The organism is Chryseobacterium sp. POE27 (assembly GCF_039727685.1).
Classification (GTDB): Bacteria; Bacteroidota; Bacteroidia; order Flavobacteriales; family Weeksellaceae; genus Chryseobacterium.
Window position 1 is genome coordinate 1,495,795 of record NZ_CP152475.1, and the last position, 20,598, is coordinate 1,516,392.

The following is a 20,598-nucleotide window of genomic DNA, read 5'->3' on the forward strand; positions in this document are numbered from 1 at the left end:
TGGTATTTAGTTAATAGAAAAATTTATCCGTAAGACCATCAACTGTCAACTATCAATCGACAACTAATTATGAAAAAGCTATTCTTCATATTATTAATCAATCTTTTTCCGGCTCAGGAGAGCTGGACACTCAAACAATGCCTTGATTATGCCGCTGCAAATCACCCCCCTGATAAAACAATCGACAGTGAATATCCGGAAAAATGAGAGAGAGATTTCTGCTGCCAAAGGAATGCTGCTTCCCTCTGTGAATGCCGGGGTAAGCCATAACTACGGCTTCGGATCGTCTATCAACCAGAATACCAATCAGAGAGAAGCGATCAACACGCAGTATGACCAGATCTACGTACAGGCCAACTGGGAACTGGTGAACTGGAAAAATTATCTTACCATTTCTCTTTCTAAAATCAATAAAGAAAGCTCAGTTTATAAGATGAAGCTGGCACAGAATGAGGTCAAAATGAATGTTATTATGATGTTTTTCACCTATCAGAACAGCAAAAGCTGGCTGGAGGTGCTGCAAACACAGATCTCAGGAATCGAAGACCAGATCAAACGTACAGAAAAAGAAGTGGAAATCGGAAACCGCCCGAAAAGTGATGTCTACGATATCAAAGCCAATCTGGGAACGATGCAGGAACAGTTGGTTTCTGCTAAAAATCTCAGAGATCTCTCCAAAATTAATCTTCTGAATGCATTGGCCATCACAAAAGATACTCTTGATTTTATTATGCCTGAAGAACACCTTATCGATTCAAACTTTAACGACAGTAATTTTGTTCAGAATCTTTTAGAAAAAAATCCGGCCTATCAAGCGGTTTTAAAACAAATACAGGCACAGCAGAAAAATGTAGACATTGCAAGATCAGGATATTTGCCTACACTGAACGGAGCTTATACATGGTCAAGTTTTTACAATAAAATTTTAGGGCAGCCTGCCGCCGACTTTTCGGAACAGATAAAGCTGAATAAAAACCAGCAATTATCTTTCGGGCTCAATATTCCGGTCTTCAATAAATTACAGGTAAAAAACAATGTGGAGATTGCCAAACTGAATGTCATCAATTCTAATTATGATAAAGATATTATCATTAATGATTTAACGAAAAGTATTAATTCCATTAAAGCACAGTTTCTGAATGCACAGGAAAAGTATAACCTTCTGGAAGCCAATTTTGAAAACCAAAAATTATCCTTTCAAAAATCTGAAGAAAAGTATAAGGAAGGCCTGATGGACGCCTACACTTTTTTCCTGGTGAGAAACAACTGGCTGCAGGCCAATTATAATTTAATAAACAGCAAAAACGATGTTGTGCAGCAGACTGAGCTGCTTCGGGTACTGGAAAATGAACTCTAAATAATAAAAGACCAGAATAAAGATTATAAAAATGACAAAATTGTTAATTTTTAACGATTTAGACCATTTTATAGCATTATTTATTTTTAATCAACTACCTTTATCAATTAAGCGGATAAATCCGCAGATTATGTTATGCACTTCATGATAAATCAGGAAGTCAGCAAGCTGAACAATTGTTCAGCTATTTCATTTTAGTTAAGATTAGAATCTATTTTTAGATATGACAAGCAAAATCATAGGGGTAGGAAATTACATACCATCAGAAACCATCAACAATTTATTTTTCGATAATCATGTTTTCCTGAATGAAGAAGGAATATTATTGAATGATACCAATGCCTCGATTACAAAAAAATTACAAAAAATCACAGGTATTGAAGAAAGAAGATATGCTAATAGTTCGCAGGTGACATCGGATCTGGGTTTCATTGCAGCTCAATCGGCGATACAGGATTCCGGGATAGATCCGGAAACGCTGGACTATATTATATTTGCGCATAATTTTGGAGACGTGCGTTTCGGAACAATTCAGTCTGACACGGTTCCGAGTCTGGCTTCCAGGGTTAAACATTTATTAAAGATCAAAAATAACTTCTGTGTGGCCTACGATGTGCTTTTCGGATGCCCCGGATGGATCGAAGGAGTAATACAGGCGAATGCATTTATCCGGTCAGGAATTGCAAAAAGATGTCTGGTTATTGGTGGCGAAACTCTTTCGAGGGTAGTAGACATTCATGACAGAGACAGCATGATTTATGCAGACGGGGCCGGTGCAGTGATTCTCGAAGCCAATAATTCTGATGATTCGGGGATAAAATCTCATTTGTCGGCATCTTATACACTTAACGAAAAAGATTTTCTGTATTTTGGAAAATCCTATAATAACGAAAGCTGTCCGGATACGAAATATATCAAAATGGAAGGCCGGAAAATTTATGAATTTGCCCTTTCCAATGTTCCGGATGCCATGAAAAAGTGCCTTGACCATAGTGGATATTCTATTAACGATCTTAATAAAATAATTATTCATCAGGCTAATGAAAAGATGGATGAGGCTATTGTGGAAAGATTCTATCAACTGTATAACACGAGTGTTCCATCCGGAATAATGCCCATGGTAATCAGCAAATTAGGAAACAGCAGTGTGGCAACGATACCTACTTTACTTACCATGATTCTAAAGAACGAACTGGAATCGCATACAATAAAAAAAGACGATATTATTCTCTTCGCATCGGTAGGAGCCGGAATGAATATCAATGCACTTGTTTATAAATTTTAAGAATGACAAAACTCTTATTTTATACGCCGGCTCGGAATATACAAATATATTTTTGACAATCAATCACTTAAATTGAATTTATTATACTATTTTTGTTGTATATTTGTCCCATAAAACAGACATCTGTCTTTTCTATTCTATAGAATATGCTTGCATTTTTTTCAGATTAGTTTTCAGCAGTCATTTTATTTTTAAACAATAAGTCATAGCACAAGGCTTTAGACTTAACAATAATTTTTTTAATACCATTACAATGCAAGAAGGCACAGTAAAATTTTTTAACGAAGCAAAAGGCTTCGGATTCATCTCACCTGCAGACGGAAGCAGAGACGTTTTTGTACATTCTTCAGGATTGATTTCAAGATCTATCCGCGAGAACGACAAAGTAGTTTATGAGGTACAGCAAAGCGAAAAAGGCTTAAATGCTGTGAACGTAAAATTGGCGTAAGACCAATCGATCAATGTATTGACAGGTAAGATACGGATCTTCATTTGAGATTTTCTCAATAAGCCAAATCCTTTTATACGATCTGTATTTATCCTTTTTAAATATCTAAATATTTTGTCTTTACAGACATTTATATATGTCATCAGCCTCTCACAATGTGAGAGGTTTGTTTTTTATCAGCCAACCGTAAAGATTAATGCTAAAATAATTTTATCGTTTTTCACAATTTATTTATCTTCGTTTTTTAAACTAATTACAGATAATTTTGCCTCAAGAAATAGTAAATATGCCAGTCAGCTCCTCTCATAAACTGATTCCGATGACGGATTTCGTGATAGAATATTATTCACATGAAGGATATGCTGATCTTCAGACCTTAAAACTGATGAATAATTATGCTACATTTCTTAAAAAGCCATTAAGCTTAGGAATGTTTGTCCCGGTAGATGCAAAAGGAAACATTCTGAAAGAGCCGAAAAATTATACCTCCTGGAAATCACTGGAACATAACAGAAAAGGAACTGATAACAAGATTGACAGCACCGCATTTGAAGAATATAAAATATACCAGAAGGCTGAAAGAAAATGTCTTTTTGAAGGTTTCAGGATCGCTTACAATGGCTATTCTGTAGTCAGAATCACGACAACATACGATGAATCTATCGAGCTTTCATTTAATAAAAGTGAAATGGCATTTCAGAAATTCAAAGATGTAGAATCACTGAATCATTTTGATGAAATATATTTAAATGCCAATGCGCTCAAAAAATTGGGTCTTCGCAAATAAAATGTCTGTACATCTTTTAATGATAAATCGTTTTTAAGAAACACTTACCCCGAAAAGATGGCCTATCAAAGCCGTAACTCCCATAGCAACAGTTCCCCAGAAACTTATTCTTAATATCGCCATTCCGATATTTGAGCCGCCGGTTTTTGCCGAAAGAGCTCCCAAAATAATCAGAAAAACAATGGAAAATCCATACTGAAAATACACCATGGAAGTAATCGGTGCCAACAATGAAACAGCAAACGGAAGCAATGCTCCCAAAGCGAAAGAACCAAAAGAAGCAATAGCAGCCTGCAAAGGTTTTGCCTGAGTAATTTCATTAATTCCAAGTTCATCATGAGCATGCGCTGCTAATGCATCATGCTCGGTAAGTTCGGTAGCAACTTTCAGAGCAGTTTCTTTACTTACCCCTCTTTTTTCGTAGATTTTGGCAAGTTCCAGCAATTCGATTTCAGGCATTTCCTCTAATTCCTTTTTTTCGCGAAGAAGATCTGCCTTTTCGGTATCTTCCTGCGAACTCACAGAAACATATTCTCCTGCAGCCATGGACATTGCTCCGGCTATCATCCCAGCCAAAGCAGCAAGAATAATCGTATTACGGTCCGGAGTCGCTGCTGCAACTCCAATCACGATACTTGTGGTGGAAAGCAACCCATCGTTAGCTCCTAAAACAGCCGCTCTCAGCCAGCCCACTCTATTGACGTAATGTTTTTCTAACTGATAATGCATACTTTAAATTTAGCAATAAATACTATAAGTAATTTAAAGATTCTTAAAAATCAATTTTTATTTTTCCTTTACGGCTTTTCCGTAGGCTTCAAGTGCTCTTTTCCTTGCAAAAACATGTTCTACGATTGGCTTAATTTGTATCTCTTTTTCAGGAATCCATTTTTTGATATATTTTTGGTCGCTGTCAAATTTTTTAGTCTGCTCGGAAGGATTGAAAACCCTGAAATATGGTGCCGCATCACATCCGCATCCCGCCGCCCATTGCCAGTTTCCGTTGTTGGATGAAAGTTCATAATCCAATAGCTTTTCTGCAAAATAAGATTCTCCCCACCGCCAGTCGATCAACAAATGTTTCGTCAGGAAACTCGCCACGATCATTCTCACTCTGTTATGCATGAAGCCTGTGGCATTCAGCTGGCGCATTCCTGCATCTACAATAGGGTAACCGGTTTGTCCTTTGCACCAAAGTTCAAATTCTTTTTCATTATTTCGCCATTCGATATTTTCATATTTTTCTTTGAATGAATGCTTTACCACTTTCGGAAAATGATAAAGAATCTGCATGAAAAACTCCCTCCATATCAACTCATTAAGCCAGGTCTCATTATGTTCTGAAGCAAACTGGACGCATCGGCGAACGGAGATTGTACCAAAGCGCAAAGCAACTCCCAAATGTGTCGTATGATCCATAGTCGGGAAATCCCTGTATTTATCATAATCATCAATAATTGATTTTTTAAGAATCGGTTTAATGAATTTTATATCCGTTTTCTTAAATCCAATATCTTCAAGTTCGGGAAATTCAGGAGGGTTATATTTTAAAAGACTTGAAAAACTTGTGCTGAAATGTTCAATTTTACTTTCGTGGAGAAGCTCTTTCCACTTTTTGGAATAAGGCGTATAAACTGTATAAGGCGTACCGTCTTTTTTTAAAACTTCATCTTTTTCAAAAATTACCTGGTCTTTAAAACTTTTAAAACCGATCTTATTTTTCTGAAGAAATTTCTTGATCTCTAAATCTCTTTGTATCGCTTCAGGCTCATAATCTGAATTGCAGAAAACCATATCAATATCATATTGCTGAACCAGTTTTTTGAACGCATCCAAAGGTTTTTCATGAAAAACAGTGATTCCGCTTTTATTCTCTTTTAATTCCTGATGAATTTCTTTGAGAGCCTGATGAAAATAATCTACTCTCCTATCAGATTTATCTTCCAGCTTACTTAAAATTCCTTTATCAAAAATAAAAACAGGCAGAACGTCCCTATCCTGTTTTAAAGCGTGATGTAGCGCACAATTATCCTCCAAACGCAAATCTCTGCGAAACCAGAAGACATTTATTTTATCTTTACTTTCAGGCATCCTTATTTGTGTTGATTGAAACGTTCCTCCAATACTTTAAACCGATAATCAAAAATATGCTGAAGCTTATCTTTAACAATAAGCTTATGGGCAATATCGCCTAAAAAGCCGAATGGCAGTTCATAATCAACCGTATCTTTCATCAAAACACCATTTTCATTTTCTATGAATTCATGATGATGATGCCAGAGTTTATAAGGACCTTTTTTCTGAAAATCGGTAAAGCTCTTGCTGAAATCAACCTGTATAATCTCAGTTTTCCATTTCATTTTAATTCCGAACAGTGGCGAGACAAAATAATCAATGGTCATACCTTTATAGATTTCATCATTCTCAAATTTCGTCAGTACAACAAAATTCATATCTTCCGGAGTAATTTTGGAGAGGTTGCCCGCAGAAGAGAAAAACTTCCAGGCCGTATCGATGTCGCAATTCAGTTGCTGTTCGCGAAAGAGTCTGTGTTTCATTATTTTTTTATTTGGAAATGCAATAAAAATACCACATTCCAGGCTTTACAACATTAAAATAAAAAACCACTTTATAAAAAGTGGCCTTGTGTATTATTTTTTGATAAATTTACTTACCTGTCCGTTTTCAAGCTTCAGTAAAAATAATCCTTTATTAAGATGCTGGATATTGATCTGCTCATTTACCGAAACTAATCCTTCACTTATCTTTTCTCCTGAAACGCTAAAGATCGTGTACTTCTCATTTTTCTTTAAACCAGAAACTTTTATAAACTCAGAAGCAGGATTCGGATAAATTTTCGCTTCATCTTTTTTATCAGAAACTTCTGTAGCTGCAAGAGTGGATGCAATAGTAACCGGGAAGCTGAAGCTTTCCACTATGGCTCCATTAGCTTTGGCAGTAATCCAATTCAGATTATAAGTTCCTGAAGTAGAAGGATTTTTCAAAAGTCCCGTTACGGTAACCTGTATCTGGGCACCGGCAGGAATGGCAATTCCCGTTGTTGCACCACCTGTTGAAAGCTGTATGCCACTGCTCCATGATCCGCCAACGCTTCCAAATGTTATATTACAAGGATAAGTAACCCCATTCACTTTAAAAGTAATATGCGAATCTAGATTATTTCCTCCTGAAACTGTCGTTAAAGAAGGATACGCACCGGGTTTTGAGAAATAAAACACATTGGGATTAGCAGTCCCTGTACCTATCGCCTGTGTTGTGGTGTAATTAAAAGTATAAGTGGCATTCTGGCCTGTAGCATAATTACTCGCCGTGACGGAAGTCTGTGCTTTTGAAAACATAAGTCCAACACACACCATTGCAAAATGTAGAAATTTCTTCATTGATTTAATTTTAAATTTTAATTAATAATTCTAATTCTTAAAAGTAGAGTTATTTTACATAAACCCCTATTAATAAAAGAATACAAAAATAAAAATTAAATATTAAATTTTCATTATTTAAAAAATTTCAATGTAAAAATTCCATGTAATTATCACAATGATAGAATATTATTTTTTACCTATTAAACATTGAAAGCTTAATTGGTATATCACATCAGAACAGGTTTTGAAGTTTCCTGAAGCATTGGGCCGATTTCTTTCATTGCTTTGTCTGAAACGGCAGGCAACCCCATCCATCCGGAGAACCAGCAGGGAAAGTTCTTATTAAGTACCAAAATATTGTAAGTAATTATATTTCCTTACAGGAAATCAACACAGAAAGAAAAGCAATCAGTACAAAATATTCTCCGCATTATTTATAATGTAGAAATATTCCGGTATCTGTAGGAGTCCAGAGTGCTGCTTTTTGTCCGGCTGCCTTCAGAGCATTATTGGCCCAGGTATTACAGGTATCAAGAAAACTGTATTTCCCCTTGGCATCATAAAATGCGTCATTATTTCCATAGACAGCATTTGTGGGAATCAGAATAAAATTTCCGTTTTGGTCTTTATCAAATTTATTTTCTACAAATTCTACCAGTTTTTTATACTGATTTCTACTGATCATGATCATTTTACAGTCGTCACCTTCCTTCATCGTTTCATAGTATGTACAATGCATAGCAGATTCACTAAGCCAAAAGGCTGCTTTGAAAGCGGTTGAGAATTTAAGATCTGCCCACGTAGGCGTATCAAGATAGAACCCTTTATCGCCCCAGCCAATCCCGACATATTGGTAGTCAGTCTTTTGAGATCTTGTATTAGAAAACGGAACTTCAGCGCTCCAGTCGTGAAGGTCATTTTTCACAGGCATCACAATGTCCGTATGCACCCCATTGGTGTAGATATAAACCGGAATTTCTTTCTTTTGGCCGTCATCTTTCGCCGAAACTTCAATAAAAGGAAGCAGATATCCCAAAGCAACATAAAGCACAACAATTCCTACAATAATACCCAAAGTTTTAAGAATGATAAACAGCATTTTTTTCACAGCCTTTTCTTTAAATTTAGTTAATAAAAATTTAATATTAATTTTCTCAAAAGTATTTGTTTTAAACTAATTTTTATTTAAATTTAAGTACAAAATGTTCACAAATATGCAGAAAAACTCCAAATCAAACAAAAGATTTAAAATAAGAGTAAAAGTGGCTCCAAAAAGAGTACAGAAAAAACGTTGATTTTTGGTGAGATATAATCTCCTGAAAGTCTTTTTTTTTTTGACCTTTACCTTTTAAAATCTTTTACCTCTTTAAATATTAAATTTAAGGAATGGCTGTTTATCCTTTTTATTTTGGAAATTGAAAAGTTCCAGACAGGATTTTATCCCCAAAAAAAATCAGAGTTTATCTGACCTCTTTTCAATAAATTCAATATTCCTTTTCAACCCTGCAAACTTCGTTCTTTTCACGGGGGATTTTCTGAATATCTCTGAAAATAACTCCTGAGTAAGCTCTTTCCACTCTCCTTTTTTAAAATTTTTCAGTGCTTCATTAGGTTTGAATTTACTTTGGTGATGGGGTGCAGAAAACCTGTTCCATGGGCAGACATCCTGGCAAACATCACATCCGAACATCCAGTCATCCATTTTATCTTTAAAATAATCGGGAATATCATTTTTCAGCTCTATTGTTGCGTAAGAAATGCATTTACTCCCATCGATCAGCTTTTCAGAAACAATAGCACTTGTCGGGCATGCATCGATACATTTTCGGCATGTTCCGCAATGATCTGTTGCTTCATGATCGGGAATCAATTCAAGATCGCAGATGATCTCCGCCAGAAAATAAAATGAACCATTCTGTTTCGTAATCAGATTGGCATTTTTACCGACCCATCCAATCCCTGATTTTCTCGCCCAGCTTCTTTCCAAAACAGGTGCAGAATCTACAAAAAACCCGAAATCCGAATTCGCCGATCTCTTCCTGCAACCCCGAGACCATGTCTCTCAGAATCTCTTTTATCACTTCATGATAATCTTCAGCGTAAGCATATTTGGAGATTTTAAAGTTGTCCAGCGTTGAAATCTTTTCTTCAGGAAAATAATTGTAAGAAAGGGAAATCACCGATTTTGAACCTTCTACCAGCAATCTGGGATCCAGTCTTTTATCAAAATGATTTTCCATATACGTCATTTCCCCATGAAAATTATTCTTCAGCCATTCTTCCAATGGTTTTGCATCTTCTTCCAAAAAATCAGCTCTGGAAATACCACAGCTTTGAAAGCCAAAACTTTTTGCCCTGGCTTTTATCAACTGTGAATATTTTTCCGCGTTTGAATTCATGATTTTTACATTGCAAAACTAAGATTATTTTATAAATTTGTTTGAGCTTTGGGATTGAATTGCTGTATAACATTCTACAATAATTTATTTTCAAAAAATTAACTCTAAAATATTAATACAATTATGTCTTTATCAGAAGTTTTAAAATCAGGAAATTATGAATTAATTGACGTTCGGGAGCCATTGGAGCTTGAGATGGACGGAAGTATAGACGGTGCTAAAAATATTCCTTTAGGTGAAGTGGAAGACAGACAAGATGAGGTTCTTTCTATCGAAAAACCAGTGATCATTTTCTGTAGAAGCGGAAACAGAAGCGGAAAAGCTTTGGAATATCTTAACGCACAAGGTCTGAAAGAAGGGTACAACGGCGGTGGCTGGGCAGAACTGAAGCAGGCTATAGAAGCAAATCAGGGAACTTTTTAAGTTCCCTTTTTTTATGTAAATGTGACGATAAATCTTCTTCCTTATAAGCATTTCCAGATCTAATTTTGAGCATTTCACTCAGATCACCGACCATTTTACTCGGATCACGAAGCTTTTTGCACCATCACCGAATCTTTTTGCTCAAATTATTAACCATTTTGCTTAAATTTCTAACCATTTTGCTCGGATCACGAACCGTTTTACTTCGTCATTGAACCTTTTAGGATAAACGTTGAGCCTTTTTGCTCAGAATAAGACCCTTTGACTTTATCAATATCAAAATGAAGGTATTTTTGCCGCCTCAAATTCTTGTAATAAATTGTTAAAAACTGTTTTTACGGGAAGTACTTCATCAATCAATGCCGAAACCTGTCCGATTTCCAGTTCGCCCTCTTCCATGTCACCTTCAAACATTCCGCGTTTAGCTCTTGCGCGCCCTAAAGAAGCAATAAGCGACTCTTTATTTCTTCCTATATTATAAATCTCTTCCAGTTCATTGAAAAATTTATTTTTCACCATTCTTACGGGGGCAAGCTCTTTCAAAGTAAGATGAGTATCCCCTTCCTGAAGTTCCGTTATTTTTTTCTTCCAGTTGTCATGCGCACTCGCCTCTGTCGTAGCGGCAAAACGCGAACCGATCTGTACACCGTCGGCCCCAAGGATCATGGCAGCTTTTATCTGGGCCCCTAAGGCAATCCCTCCTGCTGCGATCAATGGTTTTGAAATATGTTTTTTTACATTGGGAATAAGGCAGAACGTTGTGGTTTCATCTCGTCCGTTGTGACCTCCTGCTTCGAAGCCTTCAGCTACAATAGCGTCCACTCCGGCATCTTCACATTTCATGGCAAATTTTGTAGATGAAACAACGTGCGCCACCTTTAATCCTTCTTTCTGAAGAGTTTCGGTGTACGTTTTAGGATTGCCTGCCGAGGTAAAAACAATCTTCACACCTTCCTCTAAAATGATCTGTATGATCTCATCAATATTCGGGTAAAGCATCGGAACATTCACCCCAAAAGGTTTATCAGTGGCTTGTTTACACTTTTGAATATTTTCTCTTAAAACATCAGGATACATACTTCCCGCTCCGATCAGCCCCAGACCACCGCAGTTGGAAACCGCTGAAGCTAATTTCCATCCGGAATGCCAAATCATCCCACCTTGAATGATTGGATATTGTATAGTAAATAGTTCCGTAATTTTATTTTGCTGGGATTGCATTTCGTGAAGCTTTTTTTGCTGAATTAAAATCTATAAAATTGCTCATATGGTAAAAATACTAAAACCTGGGATTTTATATAAGTTTTAAACAAAAAAAACCTTCAGAAAAATCTGAAGGTCGTGTATTATTTTTTCATTGAATCTTTCTTCCATCTTCCTTTGAAAGCGCAGTTGTCATAGCGGCTGTCAATCGAAATAAATGTTGTCGGAAGTTTTGAATTTACAAACTTTTCCAGCATTTCATTTCTTGTTTTGTTGAGTGCCAATTGCTTGATTCTGTCGTAATCAGTTTCCAGTGTAATCTTGTGTGCAGGGATTACGTCTTCCATTTTAATGATCTTTACAACCTTTCTCTCTCTTTCATCTTTATCATCAAAAGCATTGGTAATATCGCCTTTATTAAGACCTGCCAATTCATAGCTGATCGTTCCCGGAACAGTTTCCCTTTCTATTTTACTGGAACCGTCTGCACCAGCAATTACCCCTGCGTTGAATTTTGTTCTTTTATCATCAGAAAATTTAAAAGCGGCATCTTTAAAACTTATTTTACCGTCGATAATCAATCCTCTGATACTGTCTAATTTCACTTTTGCCGTTTTTATTTCATCATCGGTAGGCGTTGCCATTAAAAGAATATGTCTTGCATCATAGATTTTCCCTGATTTTTTTACCAGCTGGATGATATGATATCCGAATTCGGATTCTATCGGATCGGAAATTTCACCTTCCTGAAGATTCAGAGCTGCTGCTTCAAAAGGTTTTACCATCTGGCCTTTAGAAATATTTTTCATCAGACCTCCGTTTGATGCTGACCCCGGATCTTCAGAATAAATTCTAGCCTGGCTTTCGAAGCTTTCTCCTCCTTCGATATCTTTCTTTATTTTTTTCAGTCGGTTGATCAGATCCTCTTTATGCGCTTCCGTAAGTTTAGGAAACATCATGATCTGCGACAATGAAACCTCATCTTTCACTTCAGGAAGCTGAGTTTTGTACATATTGTAGAAATCGGTTACCTCGTTAGGAGTAACATCTGCCTTCTCAGTGATTCTCTGATATTTTGCCTGTCCGTAATATTGATCCGTATCGATTTTTTCAATCGCATTTTTCATTTCGTATCCGTTTCTGAACTTATAGGCAGCCAACATGGTTTTTTCATCCGGAAACTGGGAAAGCAACTGCTGATATTTTGCATTGGCCTGCTCCTTGATTGCCGCAGAACGATTATCAATTAATGTATCTTTTTTTGCTTCGTAAACGAGAAGTTTGTTGTTGAGAAGGTTTTCCAGAAACTCACACTTATCTATATTAGAAGCTCCCTGCTGTTTTGCGTAATTCATCTGTTCGTTCACATCAGATTCCAAAACAATTTCATCACCAATTACAGCAGAAATACCATCCACTAAATCTCCCTGTTTCAACTGCGCATTCATTGTATTTGCACCGAACAACATGATGAAAATTCCAAAAAGAAAAGTGATCTTAAGTTTATTTATCATTTTACTATTTTAAACAAGTTGCAAATTTAGAATTCTTAACGAATTACTCTAAATTTTTTATTATAAATATTTCTTAAAAAAGACGTATTTACTGTAGTTCGACATCAAAAGTCGTTAATTCTTTAAATTGTTTTAATCTTCCGAACATATCAGCTTCATTTACTTCCTGAATTCTTTCTGTTCCGAATTTTTCAACAGTGAAAGAGGCCATTGCAGAACCTACGATCAATGCAGACTTCATGGTTTCAAAATCAATCTTACCTTTTTTAGCCAGATAAGCCGCAAAACCACCGGCGAAAGTATCTCCCGCTCCTGTAGGATCAAATACATCTTCCAATGGCAATGCAGGAATCGCAAATACTTTACTGTCATGGAAAAGCAAAGCCCCGTGTTCTCCTTTTTTGATAATAACATATTCAGGGCCCATTTCGTGAATCTTTTTTGGCTGCTTTTACCAAAGAATATTCTCCGGAAAGCTGTCTTGCTTCTTCATCATTAATGGTGATAACGTCTGTTTTAGCAATCATATCCATTAAAATATCCCAGGCACTATCCATCCAGAAATTCATAGTATCAAGAATAACTAATTTCGGACGGTTATGCATTTTTTCAAGAACTGAAAGCTGTACGCCCGGGTGAAGATTTCCTAATAATAGAATCTCTGCATCCTGCATAGAATCAGGAATTTTCGGATCGAAGTTTTCCAGGACGTTCACTTCTGTTGCCAGTGTATCTCTTGTATTAAGGTCATTGTGATATTTACCAGACCAGAAAAAGGTTTTGCCTTCTTTTACGATCTCGATCCCTTCGATATTTATGCCTCTATCGGTAAACATATCCAGATGCTCCTGAGGAAAATCGCCTCCCACTACAGAAACAATCCCGGATTTTACACCCAAAATAGATGAAGTGATCCCGATATATGTTGCTGCACCTCCCAAAATTTTATCTGTTTTCCCAAATGGTGTTTCGATTGCATCGAATGCAACACTTCCTACAACTAAAAGTTTCATATTATTTTCAAAGTATATTAAAGTAAATTAATTTTTCCATTCAAATGTGTCCAGCAGATGTTTCATATCTTTTTTGATATAATCTACTGCAGGAGCCAAAGAATCAGGCTTTGGTCTTGTGTTAAAATATAAATAAGCCGTTACAAAATGTCTCGTGCTGTCTGTAATGTAGAATTGAAGGTTGGAAGCACTTTGCCCTTTAAGTTCATAAAAATTTCCATAGACTTTCCTGTCAGGATATTCAAATGACTTGGTATCGATTGAGCTTGCTTTGATTGTATGTTCGTAAACCATTTTTTCAGCTTCCTGGATGTGTGCCGCGAAATCGTTTTTAATCGGATAGTACGTCACAAAGACTTTCGCTTTCATTTTCGGGTAGTTCAGATAATACCAGCAAGGTCTTTTGGCATCTGTTATTTTTGCAAAATCAGAATATTCAAATGTGTAGGCACAATTGTTTTCAAACTTCCGATACTTCGGTGCAGGATATTCCAGGCGAAGCTCACCATACGGCTTCGGGACAGGATCTTTCCCGCAAGATACCAAAAGTAAGGCCGCAAAAATAAAAAAGGCGTTTTTAAACATTTTGCAAAAGTACAAATTAGATTTTAGATTTAGGAAGACAAATTTCAGGATTTCAATGAGTTTTGAAATTGGAATTAAATTTTGTTTGGGAAATTTGTTTTTAACGCATAGCTCGCAAAGATTTTGTTGCAATTGTTATGCATATTCTAAGTTCGCAAAGGCGTTTCACTCAGCAAAGAAATATGATAAATATTTCTTTTATTTTACAAGATTCTGTATGCTGAATTATAACTTTCAATATAATTTTCCAAAGGTTTTGGGAAAGACATTTCATGTGAACCTTCAACATCTGTTGTAATGTATTGATTTTCTTTAATAAATTTTGCCCAAACTTCTTCAGAATCTACCTCAACGTTAAAAATTTCTATGCTCAAATTCTTATGGGTTAATTTATGGCTGATCATTTTCACACTTTTAATAAAAGGAATAAGCTCATCGGAAATTTCAGGCGGAAATTCAAACAACTTTTTCCAGATGAAATCATCTTTTCTCTGCTGAATTAAAAACTGTCCGTTTCGGTGAACGAAATAATATTTTAAATCTAAATCTGCTGCCTTTACTTTTTTTGTTTTAACCGGAAATTCGGAAACCCTATTCATTGAAAAAGCCAGACAATCCTTATTTAATGGGCATTCTCTGCATAGCGGATTTTTCGGTTTACAGATCTCTGATCCCAGATCCATCATCGCCTGATTAAAATCTCCAACATTATCCGGTAATATTAAATGTGCTAGCTCAGAAAAATAACTGAAAGCCCGTGAATTGGAAATATCAAAATCATCTGCAAAAATACGGCTGAGAACACGGTAGAAATTTCCGTCCACCGCAGGAATTTTACCGTCAAAACAAATACTGAAAACTGCTGCGGCTGTATATTTTCCGACACCTTTCAGCTTCAGAATCTCTTCATATTCATGAGGAAAAACTCCATGATAATTGTTCATGATCTGCTGCGCCGCTTTATGAACATTTATGGCCCTTGAATAATATCCCAATCCTTTCCAATAGAGTAAAACTTCATTTTCCTCAGCTTCCGCCAGTGTTTTAACATCCGGAAATCTTGCAATAAAATTATTGTAGTGATTCAGACCTTGATTGATTCTTGTCTGCTGAAAAACAATCTCACAAATCCATATTTTATACGGATCTTTTGTCTGCCGGAACGGAAGATCTCTGGCGTTGGTTTTATACCAGGCCAAAAGTTTATCGCCGATAGGTCTGAAATCTGAATTTTTTATTTTTTCCAAAAGTTCTTCTTCATTAATGCTGCAAAGATAATTTAATTTTCCTGTTTCACCGGATAGACAGGAGCAGCCTTAAGCCATTGATATTTCAGATGTTTGTCTTTTGCAATAAATCGGTAGCCTTCAAGTTTTTTGAGATAAGCGTACATGGGAGATTTCAGTTTCAGTCTTTGATTTGACAAAATCTGCAAAGGAAAATTAACAATAGAATCTCTGGTTGTTTTTAGGACTTCACCGGTTTTTATTTTATAGATAAAAACTGCACGTCCGCGGCCGGTTGAGCTGTCTGCCAGCTTAATATCCGAAGTGGAAACAACAAGATCACTGGCATCAAAACATTCCTGTTCGTTCATAATATATGCTTTACCTTCCTGTCGTTCGTCTGCAAAAAGATCGATTTTTTGTTCCTGCTGGAGTTTTTTTTCCTCGCAGCCGGAAACAAAAATAAGTAATGGCAAAAAGTATAATAATCTGCCTTTCATATTAAAATATTTAGTGATTTGATAGAAAAAAACCGATGTAAAAATGCATCGGCTTTTATTAATGATATATTTTATTCCTGTGCGTATTCTGCATCCCACTCATTTCCATCGTCTCCTTTGTGACCGTCAAGTTTAATCACGAAACTCTTCGTCGGGAAGTACGGTGTCAGACGGATGTCAAGCCATACTCTGTCTTTGTTGACTCTGTCCTGTTCAAATCGAACAATTTTAAATTTCTCGATCAGTTTATCCGGACCTTTGATATTGTCCAGAAACTGAACAATCTGTCTTCTAAGATCATCTTCATTCTTTGCATTCCAGTTTTCGAAAGCCCTTCTGTTTAGGAAATCCAATAAAACTTTTGTTACATAATCAAATACACGGACAACAGAGTACGTCTGCAGACCGATATTATCACCCGTAAACAATGTTTTTGCTGAAAATGCCATGATCTTACCGTATTCATTCACCATCGGAACAAGTCCCATTTTTTCCAGTTGTGAAATTTCGCTTTTCTTTAATTCGAATTTTACAGCGTCAACTTCATTAATATTACCATGCTTTTTACCTGCTGCCACCTGAGACATCAGTGTTTTATGGATTTTTCCAGCCAGTGAAGTTGATGGCGGAAGCTCTACATTCTCTTCCTCTCCCACTTCTTCAGCTCTTCCACGGCCAACCAACCAGTTACACGTCATAATAACATTACTTCTGTGCAGTTCACCACCTGTAAGATTTGCAGAGTGAAACAGATCGACAACATCATCCGGCTTATCAAGATTGGCAAAGTCGGTAACCATCATTACTTTGTTTTCGTTACAGATCTTCGCCCATTTTTCGATGACTTTATTTGATCCAAGATACCCCGGAATTGCTAAAATCGAATAGTTATCCCTAAGATCAAGGCGGTCGTAATAGTTTTTAAATTCTTCTGCAATCGCGTCAATAAATAATGGATTATCAAGATCCGAAACCTGATCCAGGCTTGCATTAACGATACTTACGTTGTCTACTTTATCAAGTTCTGTATTCTTATAAAACTGAGCTACAGTTCTGTAGTTAGTTTCCAGCTGACGTACCGCATCTAATGTATTCTTAAGATTTGATTTTAAACTCTGGTCTGCTGCCTGAGCTTTAGATTTGCATGTTTCAGCCATTTTATCTGCCGAATCATTACCTTCCAGGAGGTTCATCCAAAGATTTATTTTTTGAAGAAGCTCTTTTCTCTCTTCTTCTTTATTACCATCATTAAGGAATATCTCTTTCCTGGCTTTTCTTGTAGGGTTCATGTTTGCGATACCGTCTACAACGGATTCTACAAAACCGAAACCGCCTATTTTATTGAGTTCGGCAAGCGGGTTGCCCTTCGGTTGCCCTGCGTGTTGCTGTTGTCCCTGTTGTTGGTTTTCAGCTGCCTGTAATTTACTATCCATGATTAATGTAAGTCTTTAAATTATTTTTCAAGTTCTTGGGCCACTTCCTTTAATACTTCGATAAACGCAGCTCTCGTCTGATCGTTTTCCAGCATATTGCGCAGAATTTTATTGGTTTTCAGCTGACGTACGATTTTATTGTACTGTTCCTGCTCCATGCTGAGCTGCTGAAGATACGCTGATTTCTGGGTAAGATTTTTTGGAGTGAAGTCCGCAAGATTCTGAAAACGGAATTCCTCTTCTACTACACTGCCATCTTCCGTTTGGTGTTGAACACTCACAGAAGGCTGGAAATGTTTGAAGACGTCATCCACAGTCTTTAGACCGGTTACAATTTCAGGAACATAAGACTCGTCTGTAGTAAGCTGGCTCACGATCAGCGACTTATTTTCCTGTATGCTCTGAATAGCTTCATTAGCGTCTACTTTCACTTCGTTTCCGCCAACGCCATAATTAAACATTGCCATATTATTGTTATTTTGAGATTTTCTATCTTGGTGTGAATTGTATTTATCAGCATCAAATAACTGACCAATCCAATGTTTAAATTTAAAAAAAAACTGTAACATACAAAATTTTGTTAAGATTTTTCTTGAAATATTTAATTTAAATGACAAATATTAATCAAAAATCAACATTTTACGATTACTAAACTAGGAAAAATTAAATAAAAAAACGCACCATTCTGATGCGTTTTTCGTTTCTAACAATTTTTGGCTTGTTTACCAAATTTTTATTCTGTCTTCAGGAGCTTTGTACATTTTGTCGCCAGGTTTGATATCAAATGCTTTAATAAATGCATCCTGGTTCACTAACGGACCGAATGCCCTGAATACTCCAGGAGAATGTGGATCTGTTTTCACCTGGTTGGTCATATACTGATCCGTAGATTTTGTTCTCCAAACCGTTGCCCAGCTCATAAAGAATCTCTGATCCTGCGTGAAACCGCTTATTAACCCCGGATTTCCGTGATCTTTAAGATACATCTGAAGTGCATCATAAGCAACCGCTACTCCACCTAAATCTCCGATGTTTTCACCACTGGTAAATTTACCGTTAACGAAACTTCCTTTCACAGGCTCATAAGCGCTGTACTGCGCCGCAAGCTCACCTACTTTAGCATCGAAGTTCTTACGGTCTTCATCTGTCCACCAGTTATTCAGGTTTCCGTCACCATCGAATCTTGAACCGCTGTCGTCGAACCCGTGGGAGATCTCATGACCGATTACCGCGCCAATTCCGCCAAAGTTTACCGCTGCATCTGCCTTAGGATTATAGAACGGAGGCTGAAGAATTGCTGCAGGGAAAACGATTTCATTGTTTGATCCGTTGTAATAAGCATTTACTGTCTGCGGAGTCATTCCCCATTCTGTTTTGTCGACTGGTTTTCCTATTTTATCAAGGCTTCTCTGGTACTGCCATGCGGAAACATTCTGAAGATTGGAATATAATGTAGCACCGGCTTTCGGAGATTCTACTTTTAATTGAGTATAGTCTTTCCATTTATCCGGATAAGCGATTTTTACCGTGAATTTGGATAATTTTTCCTGAGCTTTCACCTTCGTGGCAGGAGACATCCAGTCCATATCATTGATGTGCTGTTTAAATGATTTTAAGATATAATCAATATACGTTTCCATCTGTGCTTTGGCTTCGGGAGTGAAATATTTTTCTACATACAGTTTACCGAAAGCTTCACCAAGAACTCCGTTCACAAGGGAAAGCCCTCTCTTGTTCATCGGACGCTGCTCTTTTTGTCCCTGCAGATATTTAGAATAGAAATCAAATCTGATCTGTTCAAGATTTTCGTCCAGATTACTTGCATTACCATTAATTAAATGATATTTAAGATAATCCTTTAGCAACGGAAGATTTTTCTGGGTAAGGAAAGAGTCCATATTCTGATAATACTTCAGTTCTCCGATGATTACCCTGTCTGTATTTACCCCTGCATCCTTAAGATATTTTTGAAGATTCACATTTTTCACCAAAGCCGGCAATTCAGAGACATTTTTCGGATTGTATCTTAAATTGGCATCTCTGTTTTGTTCAAGCGTTAATAAATAATTAGCCAGCTGCTTTTCAAAATCCACTACATTTTTTGCTGAAGCTTCAGTATTTTTATATCCTAAAACGCCAAAGAGCTTTCCTATATAAGATTGGTATTCTGCTAAGGTTTTGGTATTGGCTTCGTTTACTTTCTGGTAATAATCTCTTCCCAAACCAAGATCCGGACCGCCAAGATATACAGCATTCATTTTAGAATTCTTCATATCTGCGCCTACTCTCCATCCGTAGAAAGAATTGTCGCCCAATTTAGTCGCTTCAAGCAGATACTTTTGAAGATCATTAAGGTTTTTGATGGCATCAATTTTAGCCAAATCACCTTTAATAGGTGCCAGGCCTTCTGCATTTCTTTTACCTGTATCCATAAATGAGGCATACAGATTCTGGATTTTCTGTCCTTCGGAACCTGCAGGATAAGATTCGGATAAAATTTTATTTAAAATATCCAAAGAAGCATCATCTACATTTTCTCTCAGTGCATTGAAAGATCCCCAGCTCGCTTTATCTGATGGAATCTGAGTGGTTTTCACCCAATTTCCGTTTACATAGCTAAAAAAATCATCCTGCGGACGTACAGATTTATCCATATAAGATAAATTGATCCCTTCTTCTTTCATTTCCTCTTTTGCCGGCTCTGCAACAACTTCTTTCACGGTTTCCGGTTTTTGCGTATCTGCTGTTTTTGCTGTACCACATGAATTTAAAAATACAAGCCCGGTGAAGGCCAGTATTCCGATATTTAACTTTTTCATTAAAAATATTTTTGATTTTTACACAAACTTATCAAATATACAAATTTTGATGATAAGTGATTAACCATAAACCGTAAATGATAAAATCCTGCAAGGCAAAGCCAAGGTAGACCGATTATTTATTCAATAGGCGTAGAAAGAATGTGATATAAAAAGATCTTCTTCATTAAACTTAACTGACCAATATTTAAATTTAACGGATGCTACCGAAGAGATTTAATGA

The 20,598-nt window shown here is 36.5% G+C and carries 19 protein-coding genes and 2 pseudogenes; 5 read left to right on the plus strand and 16 right to left on the minus strand.

Annotated elements, in window-relative coordinates; genetic code table 11:
• The first annotated feature begins 148 nt into the window (after positions 1-148).
• From AAHI02_RS06925 to AAHI02_RS06940, 4 genes are all read left to right on the plus strand, one after another.
• On the plus strand, positions 149-1,357 hold the full coding sequence (locus AAHI02_RS06925) for a TolC family protein (RefSeq protein ID WP_346986075.1): 1,209 nt from the start codon (positions 149-151) through the stop codon (positions 1,355-1,357).
• A gap of 223 nt (positions 1,358-1,580) precedes the next feature.
• Positions 1,581-2,642, plus strand: a complete 1,062-nt coding sequence (locus AAHI02_RS06930; RefSeq protein WP_346986076.1) for a ketoacyl-ACP synthase III — start codon at positions 1,581-1,583, stop codon at positions 2,640-2,642.
• 253 nt (positions 2,643-2,895) lie between these two features.
• A complete protein-coding gene (locus AAHI02_RS06935; protein WP_042721939.1) occupies positions 2,896-3,090 on the plus strand; it encodes a cold-shock protein in 195 nt (64 codons plus the stop codon).
• 286 nt (positions 3,091-3,376) lie between these two features.
• On the plus strand, positions 3,377-3,877 hold the full coding sequence (locus AAHI02_RS06940) for a hypothetical protein (protein ID WP_346986077.1): 501 nt from the start codon (positions 3,377-3,379) through the stop codon (positions 3,875-3,877).
• A gap of 33 nt (positions 3,878-3,910) precedes the next feature.
• Here AAHI02_RS06940 and AAHI02_RS06945 read toward each other — a convergent pair whose 3' ends face one another.
• The 7 genes and pseudogenes from AAHI02_RS06945 to queG form a co-directional block, all read right to left on the minus strand.
• Positions 3,911-4,606, minus strand: a complete 696-nt coding sequence (locus AAHI02_RS06945; RefSeq protein WP_346986078.1) for a VIT family protein — start codon at positions 4,604-4,606, stop codon at positions 3,911-3,913.
• A 57-nt stretch (positions 4,607-4,663) separates the two neighbouring features.
• Complete coding sequence (locus AAHI02_RS06950) at positions 4,664-5,968, minus strand: deoxyribodipyrimidine photo-lyase (RefSeq protein WP_346986079.1); 1,305 nt, start codon at positions 5,966-5,968, stop codon at positions 4,664-4,666.
• A gap of 2 nt (positions 5,969-5,970) precedes the next feature.
• A complete protein-coding gene (locus AAHI02_RS06955; protein ID WP_346986080.1) occupies positions 5,971-6,435 on the minus strand; it encodes an SRPBCC family protein in 465 nt (154 codons plus the stop codon).
• 93 nt (positions 6,436-6,528) lie between these two features.
• Positions 6,529-7,278 (minus strand): T9SS type A sorting domain-containing protein, encoded by a 750-nt coding sequence (locus AAHI02_RS06960; RefSeq protein ID WP_346986081.1) that lies wholly within the window; start codon positions 7,276-7,278, stop codon positions 6,529-6,531.
• A 209-nt stretch (positions 7,279-7,487) separates the two neighbouring features.
• Positions 7,488-7,613 (minus strand): hypothetical protein, encoded by a 126-nt coding sequence (locus AAHI02_RS06965; protein WP_346986082.1) that lies wholly within the window; start codon positions 7,611-7,613, stop codon positions 7,488-7,490.
• 77 nt (positions 7,614-7,690) lie between these two features.
• The gene (locus AAHI02_RS06970; protein WP_346986083.1) at positions 7,691-8,368 is read right to left on the minus strand and encodes a TIGR02117 family protein; all 678 of its coding nucleotides are present in this window, start codon (positions 8,366-8,368) and stop codon (positions 7,691-7,693) included.
• A 345-nt stretch (positions 8,369-8,713) separates the two neighbouring features.
• Positions 8,714-9,659: pseudogene (gene queG, locus AAHI02_RS06975) on the minus strand (tRNA epoxyqueuosine(34) reductase QueG).
• A 123-nt stretch (positions 9,660-9,782) separates the two neighbouring features.
• Here queG and AAHI02_RS06980 point away from each other — a divergent pair.
• Positions 9,783-10,082 (plus strand): rhodanese-like domain-containing protein, encoded by a 300-nt coding sequence (locus tag AAHI02_RS06980; RefSeq protein ID WP_346986084.1) that lies wholly within the window; start codon positions 9,783-9,785, stop codon positions 10,080-10,082.
• 276 nt (positions 10,083-10,358) lie between these two features.
• On the opposite strand, the gene AAHI02_RS06985 is transcribed toward AAHI02_RS06980, so the two are convergent.
• From AAHI02_RS06985 to AAHI02_RS07025, 9 genes and pseudogenes are all read right to left on the minus strand, one after another.
• Complete coding sequence (locus AAHI02_RS06985) at positions 10,359-11,303, minus strand: nitronate monooxygenase (RefSeq protein ID WP_346986085.1); 945 nt, start codon at positions 11,301-11,303, stop codon at positions 10,359-10,361.
• A 125-nt stretch (positions 11,304-11,428) separates the two neighbouring features.
• Entirely contained in the window at positions 11,429-12,799 is a 1,371-nt protein-coding gene (locus AAHI02_RS06990; protein WP_346986086.1) for a peptidylprolyl isomerase, read from the minus strand.
• Positions 12,800-12,887: 88 nt separating this feature from the next.
• A pseudogene (locus AAHI02_RS06995) lies at positions 12,888-13,812 on the minus strand (PfkB family carbohydrate kinase).
• Between the two features lie 27 nt (positions 13,813-13,839).
• Positions 13,840-14,397 carry a gliding motility lipoprotein GldD gene (gene gldD, locus AAHI02_RS07000; RefSeq protein ID WP_346986087.1) on the minus strand — a complete coding sequence of 186 codons (558 nt, stop codon included), beginning with the start codon at positions 14,395-14,397 and terminating at the stop codon, positions 13,840-13,842.
• A gap of 203 nt (positions 14,398-14,600) precedes the next feature.
• A complete protein-coding gene (gene mutY / locus AAHI02_RS07005; RefSeq protein ID WP_346986088.1) occupies positions 14,601-15,644 on the minus strand; it encodes an A/G-specific adenine glycosylase in 1,044 nt (347 codons plus the stop codon).
• A gap of 32 nt (positions 15,645-15,676) precedes the next feature.
• On the minus strand, positions 15,677-16,123 hold the full coding sequence (locus tag AAHI02_RS07010; protein ID WP_346986089.1) for a hypothetical protein: 447 nt from the start codon (positions 16,121-16,123) through the stop codon (positions 15,677-15,679).
• Between the two features lie 71 nt (positions 16,124-16,194).
• On the minus strand, positions 16,195-17,556 hold the full coding sequence (locus AAHI02_RS07015) for a DUF5458 family protein (protein WP_346986090.1): 1,362 nt from the start codon (positions 17,554-17,556) through the stop codon (positions 16,195-16,197).
• Positions 17,557-17,576: 20 nt separating this feature from the next.
• Complete coding sequence (locus AAHI02_RS07020; protein ID WP_346986091.1) at positions 17,577-18,125, minus strand: type VI secretion system contractile sheath small subunit; 549 nt, start codon at positions 18,123-18,125, stop codon at positions 17,577-17,579.
• A gap of 153 nt (positions 18,126-18,278) precedes the next feature.
• Positions 18,279-20,375 carry a M13 family metallopeptidase gene (locus AAHI02_RS07025; RefSeq protein ID WP_346986092.1) on the minus strand — a complete coding sequence of 699 codons (2,097 nt, stop codon included), beginning with the start codon at positions 20,373-20,375 and terminating at the stop codon, positions 18,279-18,281.
• Positions 20,376-20,598: the final 223 nt, after the last annotated feature.